The 21790-nt window shown below is 32.8% G+C and carries 15 protein-coding genes; 7 read left to right on the top strand and 8 right to left on the bottom strand.

What is annotated here, in order from left to right; translation table 11 throughout:
* Positions 1-270: 270 nt before the first annotated feature.
* The 6 genes from OM075_RS07115 to OM075_RS07090 all read right to left on the bottom strand — a co-directional run bounded on the left by OM075_RS07115 (position 271) and on the right by OM075_RS07090 (position 8462).
* Positions 271-1788, bottom strand: a complete 1518-nt coding sequence (locus tag OM075_RS07115; RefSeq protein WP_301189795.1) for an amino acid adenylation domain-containing protein — start codon at positions 1786-1788, stop codon at positions 271-273.
* A 248-nt stretch (positions 1789-2036) separates the two neighbouring features.
* A complete protein-coding gene (locus tag OM075_RS07110) occupies positions 2037-3164 on the bottom strand; it encodes a sugar transferase (RefSeq protein WP_301189794.1) in 1128 nt (375 codons plus the stop codon).
* 137 nt (positions 3165-3301) lie between these two features.
* On the bottom strand, positions 3302-4768 hold the full coding sequence (locus tag OM075_RS07105; protein WP_301189793.1) for a class I adenylate-forming enzyme family protein: 1467 nt from the start codon (positions 4766-4768) through the stop codon (positions 3302-3304).
* Positions 4769-4824: 56 nt separating this feature from the next.
* Positions 4825-5832 carry an NAD(+) synthase gene (gene nadE, locus OM075_RS07100; protein WP_301189792.1) on the bottom strand — a complete coding sequence of 336 codons (1008 nt, stop codon included), beginning with the start codon at positions 5830-5832 and terminating at the stop codon, positions 4825-4827.
* A 200-nt stretch (positions 5833-6032) separates the two neighbouring features.
* Positions 6033-7988: an asparagine synthase (glutamine-hydrolyzing) gene (gene asnB / locus OM075_RS07095; protein WP_301189791.1), complete on the bottom strand. Its 1956-nt coding sequence runs from the start codon at positions 7986-7988 to the stop codon at positions 6033-6035.
* Between the two features lie 231 nt (positions 7989-8219).
* Positions 8220-8462 carry an acyl carrier protein gene (locus OM075_RS07090; protein WP_301189790.1) on the bottom strand — a complete coding sequence of 81 codons (243 nt, stop codon included), beginning with the start codon at positions 8460-8462 and terminating at the stop codon, positions 8220-8222.
* Positions 8463-9326: 864 nt separating this feature from the next.
* Between OM075_RS07090 and OM075_RS07085 the strand changes: the two genes are divergently transcribed.
* Positions 9327-9950, top strand: a complete 624-nt coding sequence (locus OM075_RS07085) for a DUF8692 domain-containing protein (RefSeq protein ID WP_301189789.1) — start codon at positions 9327-9329, stop codon at positions 9948-9950.
* Positions 9951-10031: 81 nt separating this feature from the next.
* Here OM075_RS07085 and OM075_RS07080 read toward each other — a convergent pair whose 3' ends face one another.
* A complete protein-coding gene (locus OM075_RS07080; RefSeq protein ID WP_301189788.1) occupies positions 10032-10790 on the bottom strand; it encodes an SDR family NAD(P)-dependent oxidoreductase in 759 nt (252 codons plus the stop codon).
* Positions 10791-11005: 215 nt separating this feature from the next.
* On the opposite strand from OM075_RS07080, the gene purL reads away from it, so the two are divergent.
* The 5 genes from purL (at position 11006) to OM075_RS07055 (ending at position 18480) form a co-directional block, all read left to right on the top strand.
* Entirely contained in the window at positions 11006-13234 is a 2229-nt protein-coding gene (purL, locus tag OM075_RS07075) for a phosphoribosylformylglycinamidine synthase subunit PurL (protein ID WP_301189787.1), read from the top strand.
* Positions 13235-14252: 1018 nt separating this feature from the next.
* The gene (gene ubiE, locus OM075_RS07070; RefSeq protein WP_301189786.1) at positions 14253-14984 is read left to right on the top strand and encodes a bifunctional demethylmenaquinone methyltransferase/2-methoxy-6-polyprenyl-1,4-benzoquinol methylase UbiE; all 732 of its coding nucleotides are present in this window, start codon (positions 14253-14255) and stop codon (positions 14982-14984) included.
* 83 nt (positions 14985-15067) lie between these two features.
* Positions 15068-15823 carry a type IX secretion/gliding motility protein PorT/SprT gene (gene porT / locus OM075_RS07065; RefSeq protein ID WP_301189785.1) on the top strand — a complete coding sequence of 252 codons (756 nt, stop codon included), beginning with the start codon at positions 15068-15070 and terminating at the stop codon, positions 15821-15823.
* 414 nt (positions 15824-16237) lie between these two features.
* Positions 16238-16639 (top strand): transposase, encoded by a 402-nt coding sequence (locus tag OM075_RS07060; protein ID WP_301189838.1) that lies wholly within the window; start codon positions 16238-16240, stop codon positions 16637-16639.
* A gap of 269 nt (positions 16640-16908) precedes the next feature.
* Positions 16909-18480 (top strand): NAD(P)/FAD-dependent oxidoreductase, encoded by a 1572-nt coding sequence (locus OM075_RS07055; RefSeq protein WP_301189784.1) that lies wholly within the window; start codon positions 16909-16911, stop codon positions 18478-18480.
* Positions 18481-18508: 28 nt separating this feature from the next.
* On the opposite strand, the gene OM075_RS07050 is transcribed toward OM075_RS07055, so the two are convergent.
* Positions 18509-19267: a TrmH family RNA methyltransferase gene (locus OM075_RS07050; protein WP_301189783.1), complete on the bottom strand. Its 759-nt coding sequence runs from the start codon at positions 19265-19267 to the stop codon at positions 18509-18511.
* Positions 19268-19409: 142 nt separating this feature from the next.
* Between OM075_RS07050 and tamL the strand changes: the two genes are divergently transcribed.
* Complete coding sequence (tamL, locus tag OM075_RS07045; protein ID WP_494515754.1) at positions 19410-21707, top strand: translocation and assembly module lipoprotein TamL; 2298 nt, start codon at positions 19410-19412, stop codon at positions 21705-21707.
* The last annotated feature ends 83 nt before the right edge of the window (positions 21708-21790 follow it).

Genomic DNA, 21790 nt, shown 5'->3' with positions numbered 1-21790 from the left:
TATATTGCTTATGTTCTACTTAAAAATAACACTTATTTAGTTAATGCTGGGATGGTAAAATTTATATTCCCTATTAGTATTTTTTTAATGCATATTTACAAATATAAAATAGGTCTAGCAGTAATAAAATAAAGAAATATAAAATTTTTTAAAGAGGTTTTCATCAAAAGGTAATTTAATTGTTTTTTATATTTATTGAGAATTAACTCATATTCTTAATCTCATTTAAATTTGTTTTGTATATGTATCTAAATTTGTAGCCCTGATTTTCTATTTAACACATAATAGTATGTCAGGAATTGAAAAAGCACTTCTATCTACTTTTCCATTGGTAGTTAATGGTATTTCATCAATAAAACAATAAAAATTAGGGATCATGTATTCAGGTAGCTTAGTCTTTAAGTATTTTTTAATATCTTTGACTGATAATATATATCCCTGATTCATTTTTATGTAGCATATTAGGTGTTTTTGAGATAATAAATTTTTACTCCAGATATTAACAATAGTAAGAAAAATGTAAGGGTGTTGGTTTAAAATATATTCTATCTCTTTTAATTCTATTCTATAGCCATTAACTTTGACTTGAAGATCTTTTCTACCCAATATCTCAATATTTCCATCTTGCATATATCTACCTAAATCCCCTGTCTTATAAATACGTTTATTCGATGTAGGGTGAACAATAAAAGCTTTTTCAGTTAGCTCTGTGTTATTGATATAGCCTTTAGCTAAGCCTAAACCAGAAATACATATTTCACCAGTTTCGTTTATTTCACATTCTTCCAGGTTGTCATTGAGTACATACATTTCCTGATTTGTCAAAGCTTTTCCATAAGGTATGCTATTCCAATTTTCTTCAATTTTATTAATTATATAAAAAATGGACCATATTGAAGCCTCGGTAGCTCCTCCTAGACTTACAATAATTGCATTAGGAATTTGTTCTTTTATTCTAGATGGTAAATCTATAGGAATCCAGTCACCACTCATCATGACTAATCGAATTGGGATAGAATGATTAAATTTTTTTGCACATTCCATAAATAACAACATGAATGAAGGAACAGAATTCCATATTGTTATGTTGTGTTTAATAATAAGGTTATACCAATGCAAGGAAAATCGTTTGCTAGATTTTCTTGGAATGACAATAGTGGCTCCAGCTGCTAATCCACCAAAGATATCAAAAACGCTTAAGTCGAAGTTTAATTCAGATAAAGATAGGATTGTATCTTTATTATTAATTTTAAACCTTTTATTTATGTCGAGAATTGTATTTAGAGCAGCCTTATGCTCAATCATTACACCTTTGGGGATATCTGTTGTACCAGATGTGCAAATAATATAAGCTAATTCTTCCTTATTAATAACAGTTAATTCTTTATTTTCAGTAGCTATTAAATTTATTTTGTTGAAATCAATAAAATATATTTCATTAGAAAAAAGATTTTTAAAATCATTTACAGAAATTATAATATCAATATTTGCCTGTTCTATAATTTTGGAGATCCTATTTAATGGATATTCAGGTGATATTGGAAGATAAGTAAACCCTGCTTTTAAAATGGCTAACACGCTTACAATTTGTTCCCAACCTTTATCTAAACATACAGCAACAATCTTTGTTTTGTTTGTAGCAAAAGAGAGTAATATATTTGCTAATATTTTTGAATAGGTATTTAGTTGTTGATAACTTATTTGTTTGTCATCGTTAATTATAGCGATTTTATTTCTGTATAATTTAGCAGAATCTAAGAATGGTTCATGTAGATATTTATATTTCATTAGTTTTATTTGAGTAAAGATTATGAATGTAGAGTTTTAAAAGTCGATATTCAACCTATATTTTACTCCTAGTACTTTAAAGTTTGTAATGTTTGAATAATTCGAGTATAGTAGTACTTGTGTAATTTGTAAGGTGCTGTTAATTATTTTTCACAAATAGTGTTGTGTGTAAAATTTAATGTTTTATTGTAGTTAACACCTATGAGGTTGGTCTTGAAGTAGTATATTAATACACTAAAAAGTTCTTATTAAGAACTCTTTATTTTTCCAGAAAGAATATTGAATAAAGCTAGGAAAAAGTATTTAATGTCAGTTGTAAAACCATTTTCAAGTCTTTCTTTCATATAAATTCGTTCAGCTTCAATATTTCCATTTTCATCAGGCATATTAAGAGAAACATAAGGAGGAATACATCCGGGTTTAAATTTGATTCTCATTTTTTGAACATCCTCAGGCAATTCTTTAAATCTGGTCATGCTTAAAGGTCTTACACCAACCAATCCTAATTCACCTTTAAAAACATTAATAAACTGAGGTAGTTCATCCAGCCAATATTTTCGATAAAATTTACCCCAAATAGCTAATCTAAAATCATCTGCAGGTTTTCCATATTCATTATAACCATTGAGTTTAACAACAAAACTCTGTAAGTATTCAGAATAAGGATGCATGGTTCTCAATTTATATACTTTAATCATTTTACCATTTTTACCTACTCTGTTCATGGGAAAAAATGGCATAAAAGACGGTTTTTTACTGGAATCAGGTTCGCTGACTTTCATTACCACGAAATAAAATTTATTATTTACGACACTAAATTCAATGATTTCAAACCCACAACTAACCAGCCTCCCTAAAATTTCGGCTTGAGAAATCCAACGAAATTTTCCTTGTGTTAAGAAGAAATATAATTTTTGTATATATAGCATTTTAGGAAACACTCGATGTACTATAAAACAATATAACCAATACAATAAATTGAAAATGCTACGTTTTTTACCAAGAGTATTCTGATATTTTTGTTCAACAGTTTCTAAGCAACCAATAAAAATGCCTGCATCAGGTAAGCATTTATTTACTTGTATTAAAAATTGATTAATATAACGGGATTTATTTATAAGGCTAAGGTTTATCAAACTTGTTGATTTGCTAAATTCACTAATGTTAAGTTCAGATGCATTATTCACTTGCTTAACTTTAGTGCTTGCACGTTCGGGAATGAGATGCCTAGAGATATATTCATATTCGGAGATATCCAGATTTTTTAACAATTGTTTTTTATCCGGATCTAAAGATATATTTAAATGAGCACCAACCTCCTCGTAAATAACATTAGAACCCAAACTAACTGATGCATTTGTACTTAGTGAATTCATAAGCCTATTATTTAAACATACATTAAACAAGGTACAAAGGCGATTATTAAAAGTCCACTTATTTACACTAACAACCTAAAAAATGTGATAACTGATTAAAAACACGTGAAAAAGGACTTGTATTTCCGTAAAAATATTTAATAGTTATGGCTTTTCGCTACTTTTTTCCCTGCTGCATTAACATTAACTTTTGAAGCAAACTCAATGAATTTTGGTATCTTATAGGTCGATAGACGGGCACTACATGAAGACTTTATTTTGTCAACAGTTAATTCTTCATTTGTTTCGTTTTTGACAATAATCGCCTTAATTGCTTCTCCTAAAACTTCATCAGAGACTGCCTCTATCGTACAATCTACGACACCGGGAATAGAAACGATTACTTCCTCAATTTCTTTAGGACTTACCCTTTTTCCTCCAACCTTAATAATCTCTTTTCTTCTGGCAGCATGGTAAATAAAACCATCTTCATCAACCTTTGCGAGATCCCCTGTATACAACCAACCATCTTTTAGTGTTTCTTTTGTAGACTTTTCATCTTTAAAATAGCCTAACATGATGTTATCGCCTTTGGCTATTATTTCTCCTATTTCATTTGGTTTTATTATTTCACCATTGCTGTCGACTACTTTTAATTCAACTCCGGGGATTCCCTTTCCTATTGATCCTAATTTATCATTTAATTTCTCGGGAGGTAAATACGAGAGCCTGGCAGTGGCTTCTGTTTGACCATACATTACAATAAATTTTGTATCTGGTTTTGCTTGTCGAAATTCAGCGATAAAAGCAGTATGTAATTTTCCGCCAGCCTGAGTTACATATCGTAAATTTGGGAAATCTTCATTTTTGAAAGAATCAGATACCCGAAGTAAAATTTGGAAATGACTGGGTACGCCTGCAAATCCGGTACATTTATATTTTTGTAGATCATTAATTACTGAACCTAAAAACATAAAATTATTGTTTAAAACAATTTTACCTTTGACTTTCAGATGAGTATGAAGCAACGAAAGTCCATAACAATAAAAGAAAGGCAAAACACATTCCATAATATCTTTATCAGTGAGTTTTAGATACTCTATTATTGAAGTAGTATTTGCAATTATATTTTTATGAGAAATCATAACTCCTTTGGGCATAGCAGTTGAGCCGGAAGTATAAATGATTTGAGCAAGAGTATTCGGTTCAAAGTTTATATGATTCTCATATTCAATTCTTTCTTGAACAATATCATTGATTTTATATTCGTCCCAAATATTCTCAAAAGTGACTAATGTTTGCTTATGTAAAATATGAGGAATAAATGCCAGGCTAACTTCAGCCTGGTCTTTTATATATTGCAATGAATCTTTTTCAATGGAAGGATTTAAAGGAATTACCACGTTCCCAGATTTCATTATAGCCAAATAACATATAATAAAATAATTACTGTTAGGAGATAATAAAATAAACTTATTTCCTGTACCATATTCTTGATTCAAATAAACAGCTAAAGATGCTACTTGTGATCTCAGTTCATAAAAGCTTAATGGCTCTCTTTTTCCTAAAACAAATATCTCTCCATTATTAATATCATTTGGCAACAAGTAATCAATACAGTTCATAAGTCAAATATTTAAATTAAACCATATACATTTTAAATTTACTTCCTAGCTCCAAATTACATTTTTACTAATTGTTTCTTAATATAATAATCATGTAAAGGAGGAGTTCTTAAGTATTCTGTAGTCTGCTTTTTACGGGCAAAATTCTTGAAAATATTATTTACCTGTTCAGCAGTCATTTCCATTACAGGAGCAACTTCTTCAGCAGCATAATTATTTTCCCAACCATACCATAACAAATCCATTTTTTCAAAAGGCATTTGGTAGAAGAATTCTTCCTGAGTTTGTTCTGCAGAATAAGTATCCGTAGTTGGAGTTCTTTGAATAATAGCATCAGGCACACCTAAATGTTTTGCAATTTGGTAAACTTGTGTTTTAAATAAATTCCCTATTGGCATTACATCAGCAGCACCATCTCCATATTTAACAAAAAAGCCTTGTTGAACTTCATGTTTATTGGGAGTTCCGATTACTGCATAATTTAAAGCTTCTGCATGATAATATAACATGTTAGCCCTGCTTCGTTGTTTAAAATTAGATGCAGCTACAATTTGTAAATACTCCTTAAGCGGTAAACGGGCTCTTTTCTTTGTCCCGTCTTTAAGAATAACGGATACAAAATGTACCGGAGGAAGGTTTTTGTTTACAAATTCTTCAGGTATGATTACTTTCATTTTATCCGTTGCCGGATTAAATTCAGGAATCACATTTTTAACGGCTTCATCCCTGCGTTTGTAACAACCAAATCCTTCCAGAGCTCCACTTATATTTTCAACAATGCTTTTAACTCCAAATTTGTCAGCCAATTCTATGGCCAATAGTTCACTCTCAGGACTGGAATCCGTTTCTGGTAGCATAATTGCAAGGAGTTTTTCTGGTCCGAATGCTTTTGCGGCTAGCGCTAAAGTTACTGAGGAATCAATACCACCACTTATTCCAATTACACCGCCATAGCGACGAAATCGTTTGTAAACATCCTCTCTTAATTTTTCACAAATCATATCAATTACTTCATCAATATTTTCAAGGTGAAGTATATCTTTTGAAAATGGTCTTTTAGTCATAATGTTGTATTTGGTTATATTTTACTATTAGCTATTAGTTGTTAGTATTTTACTATTGGTATAGAATCGAAGTTTTATAACTCTTTAAGTATTTTTTGTAGCGCATAAACTCTAATAAGTATTAATCACAGTTCTCTATGTTCCTTTATCCCTTCTGCCTGATTACTAAAAGTTACTATCAGAGACATAAAGACAGATAACTAGTTTCTCACCACACCCTTCCTAATCTCCTCATCCTTTAAATATCGAAATTCTTCAATATATTGTTTATATAATATTTGAGTTGATAGGATACCCATTAAAGCCATATTATCAATTTCTGAAATATTTGGGGTTTTCCTCATTTTTGTAATTAAACCAGCAATGCTTTTTTCATTAAAAACTCCAAAAGACTTAATAGCAGAAGAAGCTAGTGTATCATCTACAAATCCATTTTTGTTGTTTAATAATGCTTGAGCAATTGGGGCTCTATATGCTTGTTTTGGTCTTTTTAAAACTGATTGAGGAATCACATTTTTAACAACTTCTTTTAATAAATATTTTTCATTTAATCCATTCAACTTAAAATCATCAGGTAAGGATGCACAAAATTCAATAATTCTGTGGTCCAGGAAAGGATATCTGCCTTCAACAGAGTTACCCATGGCCATACGGTCACCTTGAGAAGACAATAAATAACCTGACATAAATACTGTAGATTCTATATATTGAGCTTTAGATAAAGGAGAATAATTCTTAATTTTTTCTATAACAGATTCTTCATATTTACGCACTATATCTTTCCCATTTAAAGTTTTTCTAAGGTCTTCTGAAAAATGGTTGGCAATTCGGCTGGTATTATTCCATCTTAAGAGATGAGAGTATATGGGGGAATCCGTTTCCAAAAGTTTATATCCAAAAAATAATTTCAACATACTATTGCCGGCACCCTGTAATTGAGGTAAATATGGATACAGCTTTTTAAGAAGCATTGGTCTAATCTTAGAATCCGGATATTTTGACCAAAAATGCCTGATAATAGCTTCTTTAAAAACATTATAGCCCCCAAGCATTTCATCTGCTCCTTCTCCTGTTATAACTACTTTTATATCATTGTCTCTAACTAGCTTAGAAAGCTTATACATAGGGAAAGGAGCTGAACGTAAAACAGGTATTTCAGTATGCCAAATTACGTCATAGAATAAATCTATAACATCATCATTTTTAAATATGACTGAATGATGCCTTGTGTCCAGATGATCTGCCACTTCTTTTTGAAAAATCGTTTCATCAAAATCTTGCTCTTCAAAACCTATTGAAAAAGTATTTAAGGCTTCAGGAAACATTTTCTTTATAAATGCCGTTGTACTTGTTGAATCCAAACCTCCACTCAAATATGCTGCTACAGGTACATCTGCTCTCATTCTCAACTTTATGGAGTCTTCAAATAAAGATTGAAACTGATTTTTTGCAGTTTCAATCGTCAAAGAATTATTTTTTTCATATTTTAAATCCCAATAACGATGAATGGTTAAACTTTTGTCCCTATTAAATATAGCATAATGTCCGGGAGGTAATTCATATACATCTTCAAATATAGTTTGTGGTGTTAGTGTTGTCCAAAATGTAAATACTTGTTGAAGACCACGATGATTTAATGCTCTGTTTATTTCAGGAAATTCAAAAATAGACTTAATTTCTGATCCAAAAACAAAATTTTCTTTTTGATAGGAATAAAAAAGCGGTCTGATTCCCATTCTATCCCTGGCAAGAAATAATTCATCCTTTACTTCATCCCAAATTGAAAATGCAAACTGTCCGTTAAGGTGTTGAAGACATTCAGAGCCATACTCTTGATACATATGAACAACAATCTCAGTATCACAATTGGTTTTAAAAGTATGTCCTTTAATTTCCAGATCTCTTTTTAACTCCAGATAATTAAAAACTTCACCGTTGTATGCAATCCAATATCTACCATCCTGAGTGGATAACGGTTGCTGCCCAGATGCAAGATCAACTATACTTAATCTTACGTTCCCCATGCATAGCCTATCAGATAGGTATGTTCCGCACTCATCCGGACCCCGATGCTGAATGCGAGTCAACATCGCATTTAATGTGCGTTCGGGATTGGAGACAAAATTTCTTGGTACAAAACCTGCTATTCCACACATAAGTATTGAATTTTGATTATTAGTTTTTAGCTTCTTGATATGTAATAAAAACTATTCACTAATGACAGTTAGCTTTTGGGTATTAGCCAATAGCTACAAGAGGCTTATTTAATCTAGAATCACTAGTTATAAAAGTGATAGATTATATATGTAGTACGTAAAATTATTTCCAACAGAACTAATGTTCTTTTCTAGCAGAAGATCACTCCTTGCTTTTTGAGTAAAGATAAACTAAGCAGCTTGAGTTTGTTTCTTTTCTATAAAAGCAACAATTCTCTCTACTGATCCAAAATTTTCTTCCTGAAGATCTGAATCTTCAGCCAAAACATTAAATTCACTTTCAATAAAGTTAATGAGTCCCAATAATCCCATAGAATCAAAAATTCCTTCGTCAAAAATCATTGTATCATCCTTAATTAAAGAAGAATCATTAAATGTTATTTCAGCAATAAAACTTCTAATTTTTTCTTTCATAATACTATAATTAATTTATTAAAGATTATTAGTTTAACTATAGAAAAAACTATTGATAAACACTTAAATATAACATTATTTAAGGTACTGCTTTTGAAAATTGTAATGATAATACTTTGTTTAAACGTCAGAAATAATTGATAAAATTCCAATTTATTCTTATTAAAGATAGATTTTAATAATTATGGGATATCTGATATGTAACAAAATCTCCCTGCTTCTCTAATTTAAACATAGAAGATTAAATTAATTCAGAATGTACAATCTCATAGTAATAATAGGATGAAGCAGTTCTACTTAATTTTCCCATTAACCCAATGGACTTCTTCCTAAATTCTTAAGAATATTATTAAACTATAAATTAATTTCCAAGTAACTCAATAAGAACTTTAGTTGTATTAAATAAGCAATCTGAATTTCTAAAAAAAAATGGTTCTCTAATAAATTACTTCTTAATATAGAAAAAAGTATCTTGGAATTACCAATTTATCATATTTTATACTCGTAGTCGTTATTAAAATTAGCACTAAATGGTTTATTTATTCAATAGATGCATTGCTTCACTAGTTTTAATTGTATTGATAAAATATTTGTAAAAAATTAAAGAGCATGAAATACTACCGTATTACCATTTTTATTAGTTTTATATTAACTCAGTAAATAATTGAGCTTACCGTAATTATATTGGTGATAGAAAGGAAACATTTAGAATGTTACTCTTTTTATTCCTCTACTAAAATATTTATAATGGTTTTCTTTTAATTTAATAAACTGAAAATGATATCTGAACTCAAGGGAAAATTTCATGAGCAATCAAGCACTCTTTTACTTGTGTTGCTTTTTAGTACCGACATAGTATTTTTAATGCTACATATAATAAATAAAGTCTTTTATTGGGATGATTCAATGCTTTCTTTAGGTACAGATAGAGGATATTCGGAAATATACCAATATATAAAATGGTTTTGGATCATATTTCTATTGGTATATCTATCATTTAAAAAACGATCTTTTAGTTATAATGTATGGGGATTGTTTTTTACTTACCTGTTATTGGATGATGCTTTGCAGTTTCATGAGATTGCTGGGGCTATTGTTGCTCGTGGACTTCCGAATGTCTCATTTGCCGGACTTAGAATTCAGGATATTGGTGAGTTAATGGTATCTGGTACTGTAGGTTTAGTATTGTTATTATTAGTTTTATTAACTTATATTTTGGGATCTAAAGTATTCAGAAAACTGAGTCATGATATGGTGTTGTTGATTGCTGTTTTGATATTTTGTGGTGTTGTAGTGGATGTTGTACATACTTCAATTAATGCAAATAAGGTAATTAAAGGTTTATTGGGTTTAATTGAAGATGGTGGGGAAATGGTTGTCGTAAGTATTATATGTTGGTATGTGTTTTTACAGAATATACGGAATGAAGAGGACAAAGTAAATCTGTTTGATTTTTTATATTTTAATTTGATAAAGCGTTCTGCTTAATTTTGCTTATGCGACTATTTACTTCATATAGTCATCAGTTCTCAGCCGACTGCCGACTGAGAACTGCCGACCGTTGACTACTTAACCCCTATTCGTATAATAAGCATTAGCCTGCTGAGTTGGCATGATTAATATGTCATTGATATTAACATGAGCAGGACGTGTAACAACAAACTCAATGGTTTCAGCAATATCCTGAGCAGAAAGAGGAGTGACACCTTTGTATACATCATCAGCTTTTTGTTGATCGCCACCAAAACGAACTAAGGAGAATTCTGTTTCTACCATTCCCGGAGCAATAGATGTCACTTTAATATTGTGTTTTAATAAATCTATTCTCATTCCCTGGGTAATGGCATTTACTGCATGTTTAGTAGCGCAATATACACTTCCTCCCTCGTATACATTTATACCAGCAATAGAGGATATGTTTATGATATGACCGGATTGGTTTTTAACCATAAATTTTATAATTTCCTTAGAAAGAAATAATAAACCAGTAATATTGGTGTCAATCATCTGTTGCCATTTATCCCATCTTACATCGTCCATTTTTTCAGTTCCTGAAGCTAAGCCAGCATTGTTGATAAGAATATCAATATTTTGCCATTCCGCAGGAATGCTATTAATTGCATTTAAAGTCTCTTCCTGATTTCTAATATCAAAGCAAAGGTGGAGTGTTTTAATAGAATATTCGTTTTCTAAAGTAGCCTTTAATTTTATTAGTCTCTCCTCTCTACGACCTGTAATAATGGTGTTGTACCCTAATTTTGCCAATACTATAGTTGTTGCTTCACCGATTCCGGATGTAGCACCTGTGATTAATGCTATTTTATTCATTTTAGTCCAAAAATTTATTTGCTGTACAAGTTTTATTTATTCATCAAAAGCAAAAGATCAGTCTTTTATCTTACACAATTTTTTTATACATTCAAAAAGTTAAAAAATGTTATCCTGATAGAAAACAGGCCATTTGTATGTTGAAGTTTTCCAAAGATAAAAACAGGATCATTAATAATTAATGATTTTTAGTAGGAACTTAAAAAAATATTAAGATGAACAGTAATATTACCTCCAGTGGATCAGAAAACATAGACCTAACCCATGCTGAAATAGATTTAATTTCTGAGATTCTTAAAAGAGAACCGAATCAATTGGAATTGGATATGTTTTCGCGACTGTGGACGGAACATGCATCTTATAAAAATTCATTAAAATGGTTGGGAAAGCTACCAAAGACAGGAGATAATGTTATTGTAAAGGCCGGAGATGAGTCAGCTGGAGCTATTGATATTGGAGATGGTTATGTATGTGTGTTTAAAATGGAGTCACACAATCATCCTTGTTCCATACAGCCCAGATTGGGTGCCTCAACAGGAATGCGTGTTGTAACGCGAGACGTTTTTTCAATGGGAGCGAAGCCTGTTGCATTTCTGGATTCATTAAGGTTTGGTGATGGGGAGCGAGATACTGCACGTTGGTTGTTCTCAGAAGTTATCAATGGCATAAAAGATTTTGAAGAAAATATGAAGGTGCCAGTTGTTGGTGGAGAGGTTGGTTTTGATAAAGGGTTTAATTCAAATCCTATTGTAAATAATATGACAGTAGGGATTGCTAAAAAAGAAGATCTGATTTCAGGCGTGGCAGCAGAGGAAGGTCAATTAATTCTTGTTGTGGGTGCTCTAACAGGCAAAGAAGGTGTGGATAATGATGTGTTTTCTGCTGATGTGATCTCAGGAAATGGAACTGAGGCTATTACTTATGATCAGATGTTGGATTCAAATATCGAAAAGAGTTTACTAAAAGCCGTAAAATCTCTGAATGAAAAGAAGCTTGTTGTAGGAATCCAAACTATAGGAGCTGGGGGAATTGCCGGTGCAGCAACCGAAATGGCCGCTCGAGGGAACTCAGGTATGGAGATTGACTGCAGTAAAATACCGGTAAGAGAAGACAATCTGGATGAAAGAGAGAAATTACTTTCTGAAACATGGGGCAGGATTTTGCTTTGTATTGATAAGGATGATTTAGCCAAAGTTTCCGAAATTTTACAACCGATGCAAGTGGCATTTTCAGTCATTGGAAAAGTAAATAAAACTGATAAGCTGACTTGTAAATCAGATGGAGAATTGTTGGCTGAAATCCCTGTTACGTATGTGGGATTAGGGGGGAAGGCTCCTATTTATGAAAGAGAAATTCAGGAGCCCGGTGAAAATGTCATTAAAGAGTTGATGATTGACGATGTTCCGGAGCCGGATCATTACCCTAAAGTGATCGCTGATTTAATGAATAGTTTGAATATTGTTTCCAAGAGTTATTTGATGGATACTTTTGATCAGGCTTTACATAAAGATTCAATGAGTAATAAATATCCTTCGGATGCTGCATTTGTTAAAGTTGAGGAAGCAGATAAAACTCTTGCACTGACTGTAGATTGTAATTCATATTATGTTGAAGCGAATCCTTATGTAGGTGCGCAGATTGCCGTTGCAGAAGCTGCTCGAAATATTATTTGTGGAGGTGGAGTTCCTCTGGCAGTAACAGATTGTTTAAATTTTGGTAATCCGTATGACCCTGAAGTTTTTTGGCAATTTACACAATCAGTAGAAGGGTTGTCTAATGCTTGTAAAGCTTTAAATACGCCTGTGGTAAGTGGTAATGTTAGTTTTTACAACCAAAGTTCTCAGGAAGGAAGACTTAAGGCAATATCTCCATGTCCTGTCATAGGAATGGTTGGAGTTGTTGAATCAAAGGATCATCATACCGTTTTGACTTATAAGCATAAGGGCGATATGATTTTCTTAATTGGACAGTCAAAAGATGATATTAATGCGTCTGAGTATTTGAATTTTTATCATAAAATGAAGAGTCATGCTGCTCCATATTTTAATATGGAAGAAGAGCTTGAAGTTCAGGAAGTGGTTAAGCAATTAATTAGGAATAAGTTAGTTCGTTCTGTTCATGATGTTTCATCAGGAGGTTTGTTTTTTAATATGTTAGAATCATCGTTACCTTTAGGTTTTGGTTTTGATATAACAACAGATGCAGAGGTTCGTAAGGATGCATTTTTATTTGGGGAAGCTCAAAGTCGGGTGGTGGTTTCAGTATCTCCTGAAAAACAAGATGATTTCGTTGACTTTATGCTTGAAGCAGATACTCCATTTTCAGCATTAGGGCATGTTACCAAAGGAGAGATTCGTATTGATGATGAGTCATATGGTTTTATTGATGATTATAAAGAGAAGATATCTACTCAGTTAAAAAAATGGATTGATAGAGAAGTATAGTACTATTCTAATTTAGTGATCCTAATTCCTTTCAAGGAAACTACGCGTGTCCTTACGCGTAGTCTATTGATAAATTCGAAGTTATAATCAAACAGCAGAATTTTTTATTTTGTGTTGGACAATAGTAGACTTAATAATACCACCCAGTCAGCTTTTCGTGTCTCAAATCTGCCACCCCTCCTTTTAAGGGATGGTAGTGTTGATAGGAGAAAATTCTAGATCTTACGATGAAAAGAATAGATGTGCTGCAAATCAACTCTCCTCCTGATTTAGGAGGAGTACCCGAAGGATGAGGTGGAGGTGGTACAAATCAATACATTATTTTTAACAAGTTATATCATTGCTGTCGCAAGATTGTATCTTGTGACCCTATCTCATAATAATTTATAGTACATGTTGATATCGTTCTCTGGTAAAAAAGCTTTAATAAAGGTCCAAGTTGCAAACTTGAACTAGTAAAAGGAGGTTGTTAATTCCATATTTACATAAATAGGATATAATATAAAATATAAGATTGTTACTTATGAAATATGAACAAGGTACGATTGCCAGTTCAATTGGCCTAGACTTTTTGGTTCTTTTGGGAGATGTCAAAAGAATAATATATAACATATTACGTTTCAAAATACTTTTGCTCAAGCTATAGGGCTTTTAATTTGTTCATGTCGTAATTGACTTAATACAACCACACCGTCAGCTTTTCGTGCATCAAATCTGCCACCCCTACTTTTAATGGATGGGAGTGTTAATAGGAGAAAATTCTAGATCTTACGATGAAAAGAATAGGCGTGCTGTAAATCAACTCTCCTCCTGATTTAGGAGGAGTACCGGAAGGATGAGGGGGAGGAGGTTCTTAGTTATCTATTGATCAATTAAATTATTTTCACTTGAAGTAAATTCAGTATTCATTTGTTTATATGCCAAACTGTAGCGAATGTCTCCATATGTTCTTTTTTTCTTTGTTTTGTCATCAGGCTAACTTTGTTATTTTTGCATTTGAAATTTCAAATTAAAATTCATGACAGTAACTCCATATAAGGCATCTTCTGACGGTAAAAAGAAGCAGATAAAAGCAATGTTTGATAATATTGCTCATAAATATGATTTTCTGAATCATTCGTTATCAATGGGGATTGATAAGATATGGAGAAGAAGAGCGATTAAACTTCTGAAGGATTTAGATCGTCCTGAAGTGTTGGATATTGCAACCGGAACCGGAGATTTAGCTATTGCTGCCATGAAATTAAATCCCAAAAGAATTGTTGGTTTAGATTTATCTGCCGAAATGCTTAAAGTAGGTGTGGAAAAGGTTAAAAAGAAAGGTCTGGATCAAGTTATTTCTATGGTAGAAGGGGATTCCGAGAATTTACCGTTTAAAGATCATGAGTTTGATGCTGCCACAGTAGCCTTCGGAGTGAGAAATTTCGAGAACCTAAATAAGGGGTTGGTAGAAATTAACAGAGTGTTGAAGGATGGAGGTAAATTTATGGTGTTGGAATTTTCAAATCCATCAAAATTTCCATTTAAGCAAATCTATCAGTTTTATTCTACTAAAATATTACCTTGGTGGGGAGGTCTTTTATCAAAGGATAAAGCAGCATATACTTATTTACCAGAATCAGTTGCCGCTTTTCCTGAAGGGGATGCTTTTGTTAAAGAGTTAAATAAAGCAGGTTTTAAGAGTTTAAAGGTTTGGCGACAAACATTTGGAATTGCTACAATTTATTTTGCTCAAAAAGAAATACAATAAATTTTATATTATTGAGTTTTGTTAAAAGATTCATATTTTATGAGTCTGGTTGATTTCAAAAACAAAAAATGATAAAACAGTTCATGTACATATTTTTCTTGGGTTTGATTTCTTTTTTATGTGTTAATGCCTCTGCGCAAAAAACAAATAAAAAGGTACCTAACCTGACTACTTTTGATGAAAAGAAGATTCATTTTGGTTTTATCATAGGTTTCAATACCATGAATTTCTCGGTAAGGCATACCGGGGTAAGTAATGCTAATAATAATGGAGTACCAATGTATGCCGAAGTGTTGGACTTAACTCCGGGAATTAATCTGGGTATTGTTTCCAGTCTAAAGCTGAGGAAGAATTTAAACCTTCGAGTGCTTCCTGGTATTGCATTTGGACAAAGAAATCTGACTTACATTTATAATGATGGTGATCCAGAAACATTAAATGATAATCCTGAGCCAAATGCAACGAGTAGTATTGACATGGCAGATCCACTACAAATAAAATCCACTTTTCTGGAAATGCCGATTATGCTTAAATATGGTTCAGACCGGATGCATAATTTCAAGCCATATCTGGTTGCAGGTATAAATCCTCGCTTTGATTTAGCTAAGAATAAGCAAGATAGAATGTTGCTTAAAAATCTTGACTTATATTATGAGGTTGGAGTTGGATTCGATTCCTACTTAAACTACTTTCGACTTTCTACAGAGCTTAAAATATCAATCGGTACAATGGATGTTTTGGATCATCAAGGAACCGGTGATATTTTAGATGCCAAATACACAGAAGCAATAGACAGGCTTACCTCAAGAATCTTTGTCTTATCTTTTTATTTTGAATAGAAATTCTGTGTAGTTTACAAATGCGTTGCATTTTCTTAAAAAGTTTTTTAGGGCCAATTCTGGTAATGTATTTAACTTTTAATTAAATGAAACAAGTATGAGAATCGTGAGATTGAAAGTTAAGAAGCTATCACACGTTGCCTGTATCGTTTTATGGGGAAAAATGATTGTTTTCTAGATGAGTTCCATATGACCAATGAAAATAATTAATTAGAGTATATGAAATAATATAGAAAACATAGAGGATAGAAATTCTTTCTACATTCAGATTTTTTTATTGTTTTAAATATATTTATTTCTTATATAATAGATTAAGGGGCGTTAGCCCTGTTATCTTAAATTTTTATTATGGCCAATACCTATACCCAACTTTTCGTTCAATATGTTTTTGCCGTTTAAGGTAGAGAAAATTTAATAAGTGAAGAATTCAGAAACGAATTAGAAAAAATAATATGCGGACTTGCAACCAAACATAAATCAAAACCTCTTGCTGTTTTCTGTAATCCAGATCATACACATGTTTTTGTAGGGCTACATCCAACTATATCGATCTCAAAGCTTATTGAACAAATAAAAGCTGGCTCTTCAAAATGGATTAATGATAAAAGATTTTTATCTGGGCATTTTTCATGGCAGGATGGATATGGTGCGTTTACATATTCTAAATCACAAACCGACAGAGTAATAAAATATATATTAAATCAACCAGAACATCATATAAAAAGATGTTTTAAAGATGAGTATCTATCATTTCTTAAAAAATTTGATATTAACTTTGATCCTAAATATCTTTTTGAATGGTATAGTCCGGTTTAAGACAACAGGACTACGCCCCTTGATTACATACATCATCTATTTTCTACTAAGAAAACAGGCCTAACGGCCCTTTGGTGAGTATACTAATATAGTTGACCCCTGCTTAAGATTTCTAAATGTGCGCCTTTTTGCAACGTAAGGCTTAACTATAGTCTAAAAATCTAATAAAGTATACTCAATCATCAGTTTACAGAAAAATAACATCATTTTCATACAGTGTTTAGCATAAGGGTAAATTTACTATCTTTGCGCCACAATTTTAAGAGAGGATGAAGAAGGATATAGCATTAAGATTAACTCCACAAGAGGCTTCTGATGAAAAGTACTACAAATCATTAGTGGCAAAAAAGATGAAGGTGAGCCCGGATAAGATCACGGCGATGAGAATTCGCAAAAGATCAATTGATGCACGTCAGCGTCAGGTAATGGTTCAGTTATATCTTGATGTATATGCCAATACACCCGCGCCGGATCCTGAAATTGTAAAATTTGAATATCCAGATGTTTCCAATAAACCAGAGGTTGTTGTGGTTGGAGCCGGACCTGGAGGTTTGTTTGCTGCTCTTCGATTGATTGAATTAGGGTTAAGACCAATTGTGCTTGAAAGAGGTAAGGATGTAAATGAGCGAAAGAAAGATATTGCCTTATTAAACAGAAATAATCCTGTTAATCCCGAATCAAATTATGCTTTTGGCGAAGGTGGTGCCGGAACATTCTCTGATGGGAAGTTATATACCCGAAGTACCAAAAGAGGAGATTTTAATAAGATATTGAATGTGTTGCGTTTTCATGGAGCACAGGATGATATATTAATCGATTCACATCCTCATATCGGAACCGATAAACTTCCGGGTGTGATCAAGTCAATGCGTCAATCCATTATTGAAGCCGGGGGTGAAGTGTTGTTTAATTCACAGGTTGTGGACTTGATGCTTGATGGGCAAAAAGTAGCTGGAGTTGTATTAAAAGATGGTACAAAAATAGCATCGAAAGCAGTAGTTCTGGCTACAGGTCATTCAGCACGAGATGTTTATAGTATGCTTCATGATAAGGCTATTGAGCTTGAAGCCAAAACCTGGGCAATGGGGGTTCGAGTTGAGCATCCGCAGGAATTAATAGATGAGATACAATATCATTCACCTGAAGGAAGGGGTAAATATTTGCCAGCAGCATCTTATAGTTTCTCTTGTCAGGTAGAGGAGAGAGGTGTTTATTCATTCTGTATGTGTCCCGGAGGTTTTGTGGTGCCAGCCATGACTGGTGAAAATGAGATGGTTGTTAATGGTATGTCTCCATCAAGAAGGAATTCTCCTTTTGCTAATTCGGGAATGGTGGTAGAGATTCGTCCGGAAGATATTCCTGCAGAATTTAAAAAGTATGGTATTTTGGCTGGATTAGAATATCAAAAAGAGGTTGAGAGATTATGTTATGTTAATGGAGGAAGTAATCTGATAGCGCCTGCTCAGCGATTAACCGATTTTGTGGATTCTAAATTGTCATTTGATTTGCCTCCAACATCGTATGTGCCCGGAGCAATTGCATCTCCGTTACATTTTGTTTTGCCGGAGGGTATTACGAGCAGACTTCAGGGAGGATTTAAACAGTTTGGAAAATGGGCTAAAGGTTTTATCGATCCGGAAGCTATTGTCATCGGAACAGAATCCAGAACTTCTTCACCTGTGAGAATTCCTCGTGATCCATATACGTTTCAGCATACTCAGATTGAAGGACTTTTTCCTTGTGGAGAGGGTGCCGGATATGCCGGGGGTATCGCATCTTCTGCTATTGATGGTGAGAAATGTGCAGATGCTGTCAACCAAATGCTCGAGGGAACTTTCTAAGCTTTATAGATCCGAATAAAATATTATACTAGAATCTTCTTCTGAATTCACTTAATGTAATTGCTGTTGCTGTAGATACATTTAATGATTCAGAGTGGATTGGATTTGTGGAAAAGGATGGGATTAATAGTTTGTCTGAAACCAGTGATTCTATTTTCGAGGAGATTCCTTTTCCTTCATTTCCCATAACAATAATTCCACAGGAATTTAATTCTTTCCTATAAATATCTTCCCCATCCAGAAATGTTCCGTATATGGAATTGTTTTTTTCCCTGGCTTGCTTTAAAAACAGTTCCAAATCTGTATAAAATAAGTTGACTCTGGCAATTGCACCCATCGTTGCCTGAATAACTTTCGGATTATAAGCATCTGCAGTATTTTGAGAACATACAATGTTTTTGATGCCAAACCAATCTGCAAGTCGGATAATAGTGCCTAAATTTCCCGGATCTTGAATATCGTCAAGAGCAAGTGTTAAATCTTTGTCTATATCCAGGTTCTGAATCTTTTGGTCTGGTATGCTGCAAATGGCAATAACAGGAGACGGTGTTTTGAGTTGTGTAATCTTTTTAAGTTGTGATTCTTCGCATTCAGTTATTTCATCTGCAATTATAGATGAATGATCTTCAATCCATTGTTTACTGGCAAATAACCATTTAATATGAATAGAAGAATCTGATAAGTCAGATACTAATTTTTCTCCTTCAGCAATAAAGAGCTGATTGATATCTCTGTACTTCTTCTTAGAAAGTGAATTAATTAATTTTATTTTACTCTGACTAATCATTTTTTACTGTTTAAACAGATGCAAATTTACTTTATTCCATCGGATTTAGATACTTTTGCATAAAAATTGCACAAGGGTGTCAAAAAATATCCCAAGTTTAAATCTAATCTGATATTTTAGCAATAAAAAGTAAGTACGTACATTGAAGAAAGTTCTTTATTATATCATTCTTGTTCTAATTATTAGTAGTTGTAGCACAGTAAAACATGTGCCAGAGAACGAATATCTATTGGATAAGGTTGATATTCATAATACTGCCAGAAATATTCCCAAAGAAAGGTTTGCGCCGTATATGAAACAAAATCCCAATATTCAGATTTTTGGGATGTTTAAGTTTCATTTGTGGTTGTATAATCTGGCGGGGAAAGATACCACGAAAGGTTTTAATAAATGGTTACAACGAATAGGTGAAGAGCCTGTTTTGTATGATGATTTCCTGTCGGGACAAACCATGTCTCAGTTAGAGCTTTTTATGCACAACAAAGGATATTACCATGCAGATGTGGATACTGTGGTAAAATACAGGAAGAAAAAGGCTAAAGTTAAATATGTAATAGAAGCGGGTAAGCAGTTTGTATTGGAGCATGTAGGTTATAGAGCCGAAGATACAACCATTCAAAGATTAGTGGAGGAAGATCTGGAGAATAGTATTCTTAAAGAGGGTGGACCTTTTGATGTTTCTATGCATGATGCAGAACGTGAACGTATCACCAAATATTTAAGAGACAGAGGTTATTTCAGTTTTTCTAAGGAGTTTATCTATTTTAAAGCTGATAGTACACTTGGAGGTAACAGAGTAGTAGATTCTGTGTTAATTAAAAATGCCAGTGCTGAGGTTGCTAAGAATAGGGACTCCAGCTTTGTTCATCCGATTTATCGTATACATAATGTTTATTTCAGGACAAATTTTGATCCGCATAGGGCTTTAAACGAAAAGGAAAGTTATTACGATCAGTATGACACTTTAAAATATGGTGATTTTCAGTTTATGTATATCGATAAGCTGAAGGTAAAGCCTGAAGTGTTGGTAAACTCTACATATATTACACCGGGTCAATTGTTTCAGGCAAACTTGGTTGATAAAACAAAAAACTTGCTGTCGAGTTTACGTCTTTATCGTTTTATTAATATTCGATTTGAAGAGGTTCAGGGTGCCACAAGTACAGTTGATGGTAGCCGACTTCTGAATTGTTTCATACAGCTGGTTCCTGCTAAGTTTCAATCATACTCCATTGATGTGGAAGGTTTAAATTCCTCTGGTAATTTAGGGGCAGGAGGTAATCTTGAATATCAGCATAAGAATCTATTTAAAGGAGCAGAGGAGTTTACTTTTAATATCAGAGGTTCTATGCAGAATCAGTTAAACAGACAGAGTGAGCAGTTTAACACAACTGAGTTCGGAGTAGAATCCAGAATTATATTTCCAAAGTTCTGGATGCCTTTTCAAATTAAAAAGTTTCGTCAGCGTTTTAATCCCAAAACATCATTATCTGTAGCCTATAATTATCAGAAGCGTCCGGATTACACAAGAACTATAGCCAATGGAAAAATTAGTTATTTGTGGAATTCGAGTAAAAGGGTTTCGCATCAGGTAACGCCATTGGGTGTTAACTTTGTGTTAATCCCAACTGTTGATAACGATTTTTTGCAGGATATTGAAGGTACCTTTTTAGGTTACTCGTATCAGGATCACTTAATTACAAATACATCTTACTCATTTGTTTATAATCAACAAGAGGTTGAAAAGAGAAAGGACTTTTTGTATGTAAACTGGAATCTGGAAGAGGCTGGTAATTTTTTAAATTTGTGGTCGAGTTCAATATCAAAGAAAAATCCAGAGGGATATAATGAAATTTTAGGGATTAGATATGCGCAGTATGTTCAGAGCGATATTGATTTGAGGTACCATCATTATCTGAATAAAATTAATAGTATGGCCTATCGCTTTTATTTGGGCGTTGGATATCCATACGGAAACTATGATGTGTTACCATTTGAGAAACGATATTTCTCAGGAGGAGCTAATAGTATCAGAGCATGGCCTGTTCGGGGAATTGGTCCTGGTTCCTATGATTCTCAGGATGCTGATTATTATAATCAAACAGGTGATATTAAACTTGAATTTAATATAGAGTATCGGTTCAAGTTATTTTGGATTCTCGAAAGTGCTTTATTCCTGGATGTAGGTAATATTTATACGATTAGGAAAGATATTAGTCCGGAGGGCGGATTGTTTGAGTTTAATAATTTTACCAGTAAGTTAGCTGTGGGAACCGGATTGGGATTGAGATTTGATTTTAAGTATTTTATTTTTCGATTGGACTCAGGAATGAAACTAAGGAATCCTGTTGAAGAAAAAGGACATCGATGGATCCCTACGAATAGAAAATATACATGGGATGATTTTGCGATGAATTTTGCTATAGGATATCCATTCTAATTATTGCATCAAAGAATTTACAAGACATAAAAAAAAGCTGACCGAAAATATTTTCAGTCAGCTTTTGTATTTTATCTCAATGT

The sequence above is a fragment of the Plebeiibacterium sediminum genome (genome assembly GCF_026013605.1).
Classification (GTDB): domain Bacteria; phylum Bacteroidota; class Bacteroidia; order Bacteroidales; family Marinilabiliaceae; genus Saccharicrinis; species Saccharicrinis sediminus.
Note: the sequence above shows the minus strand (reverse complement) of the source record. Positions and strands in the feature narration are given on the sequence as shown.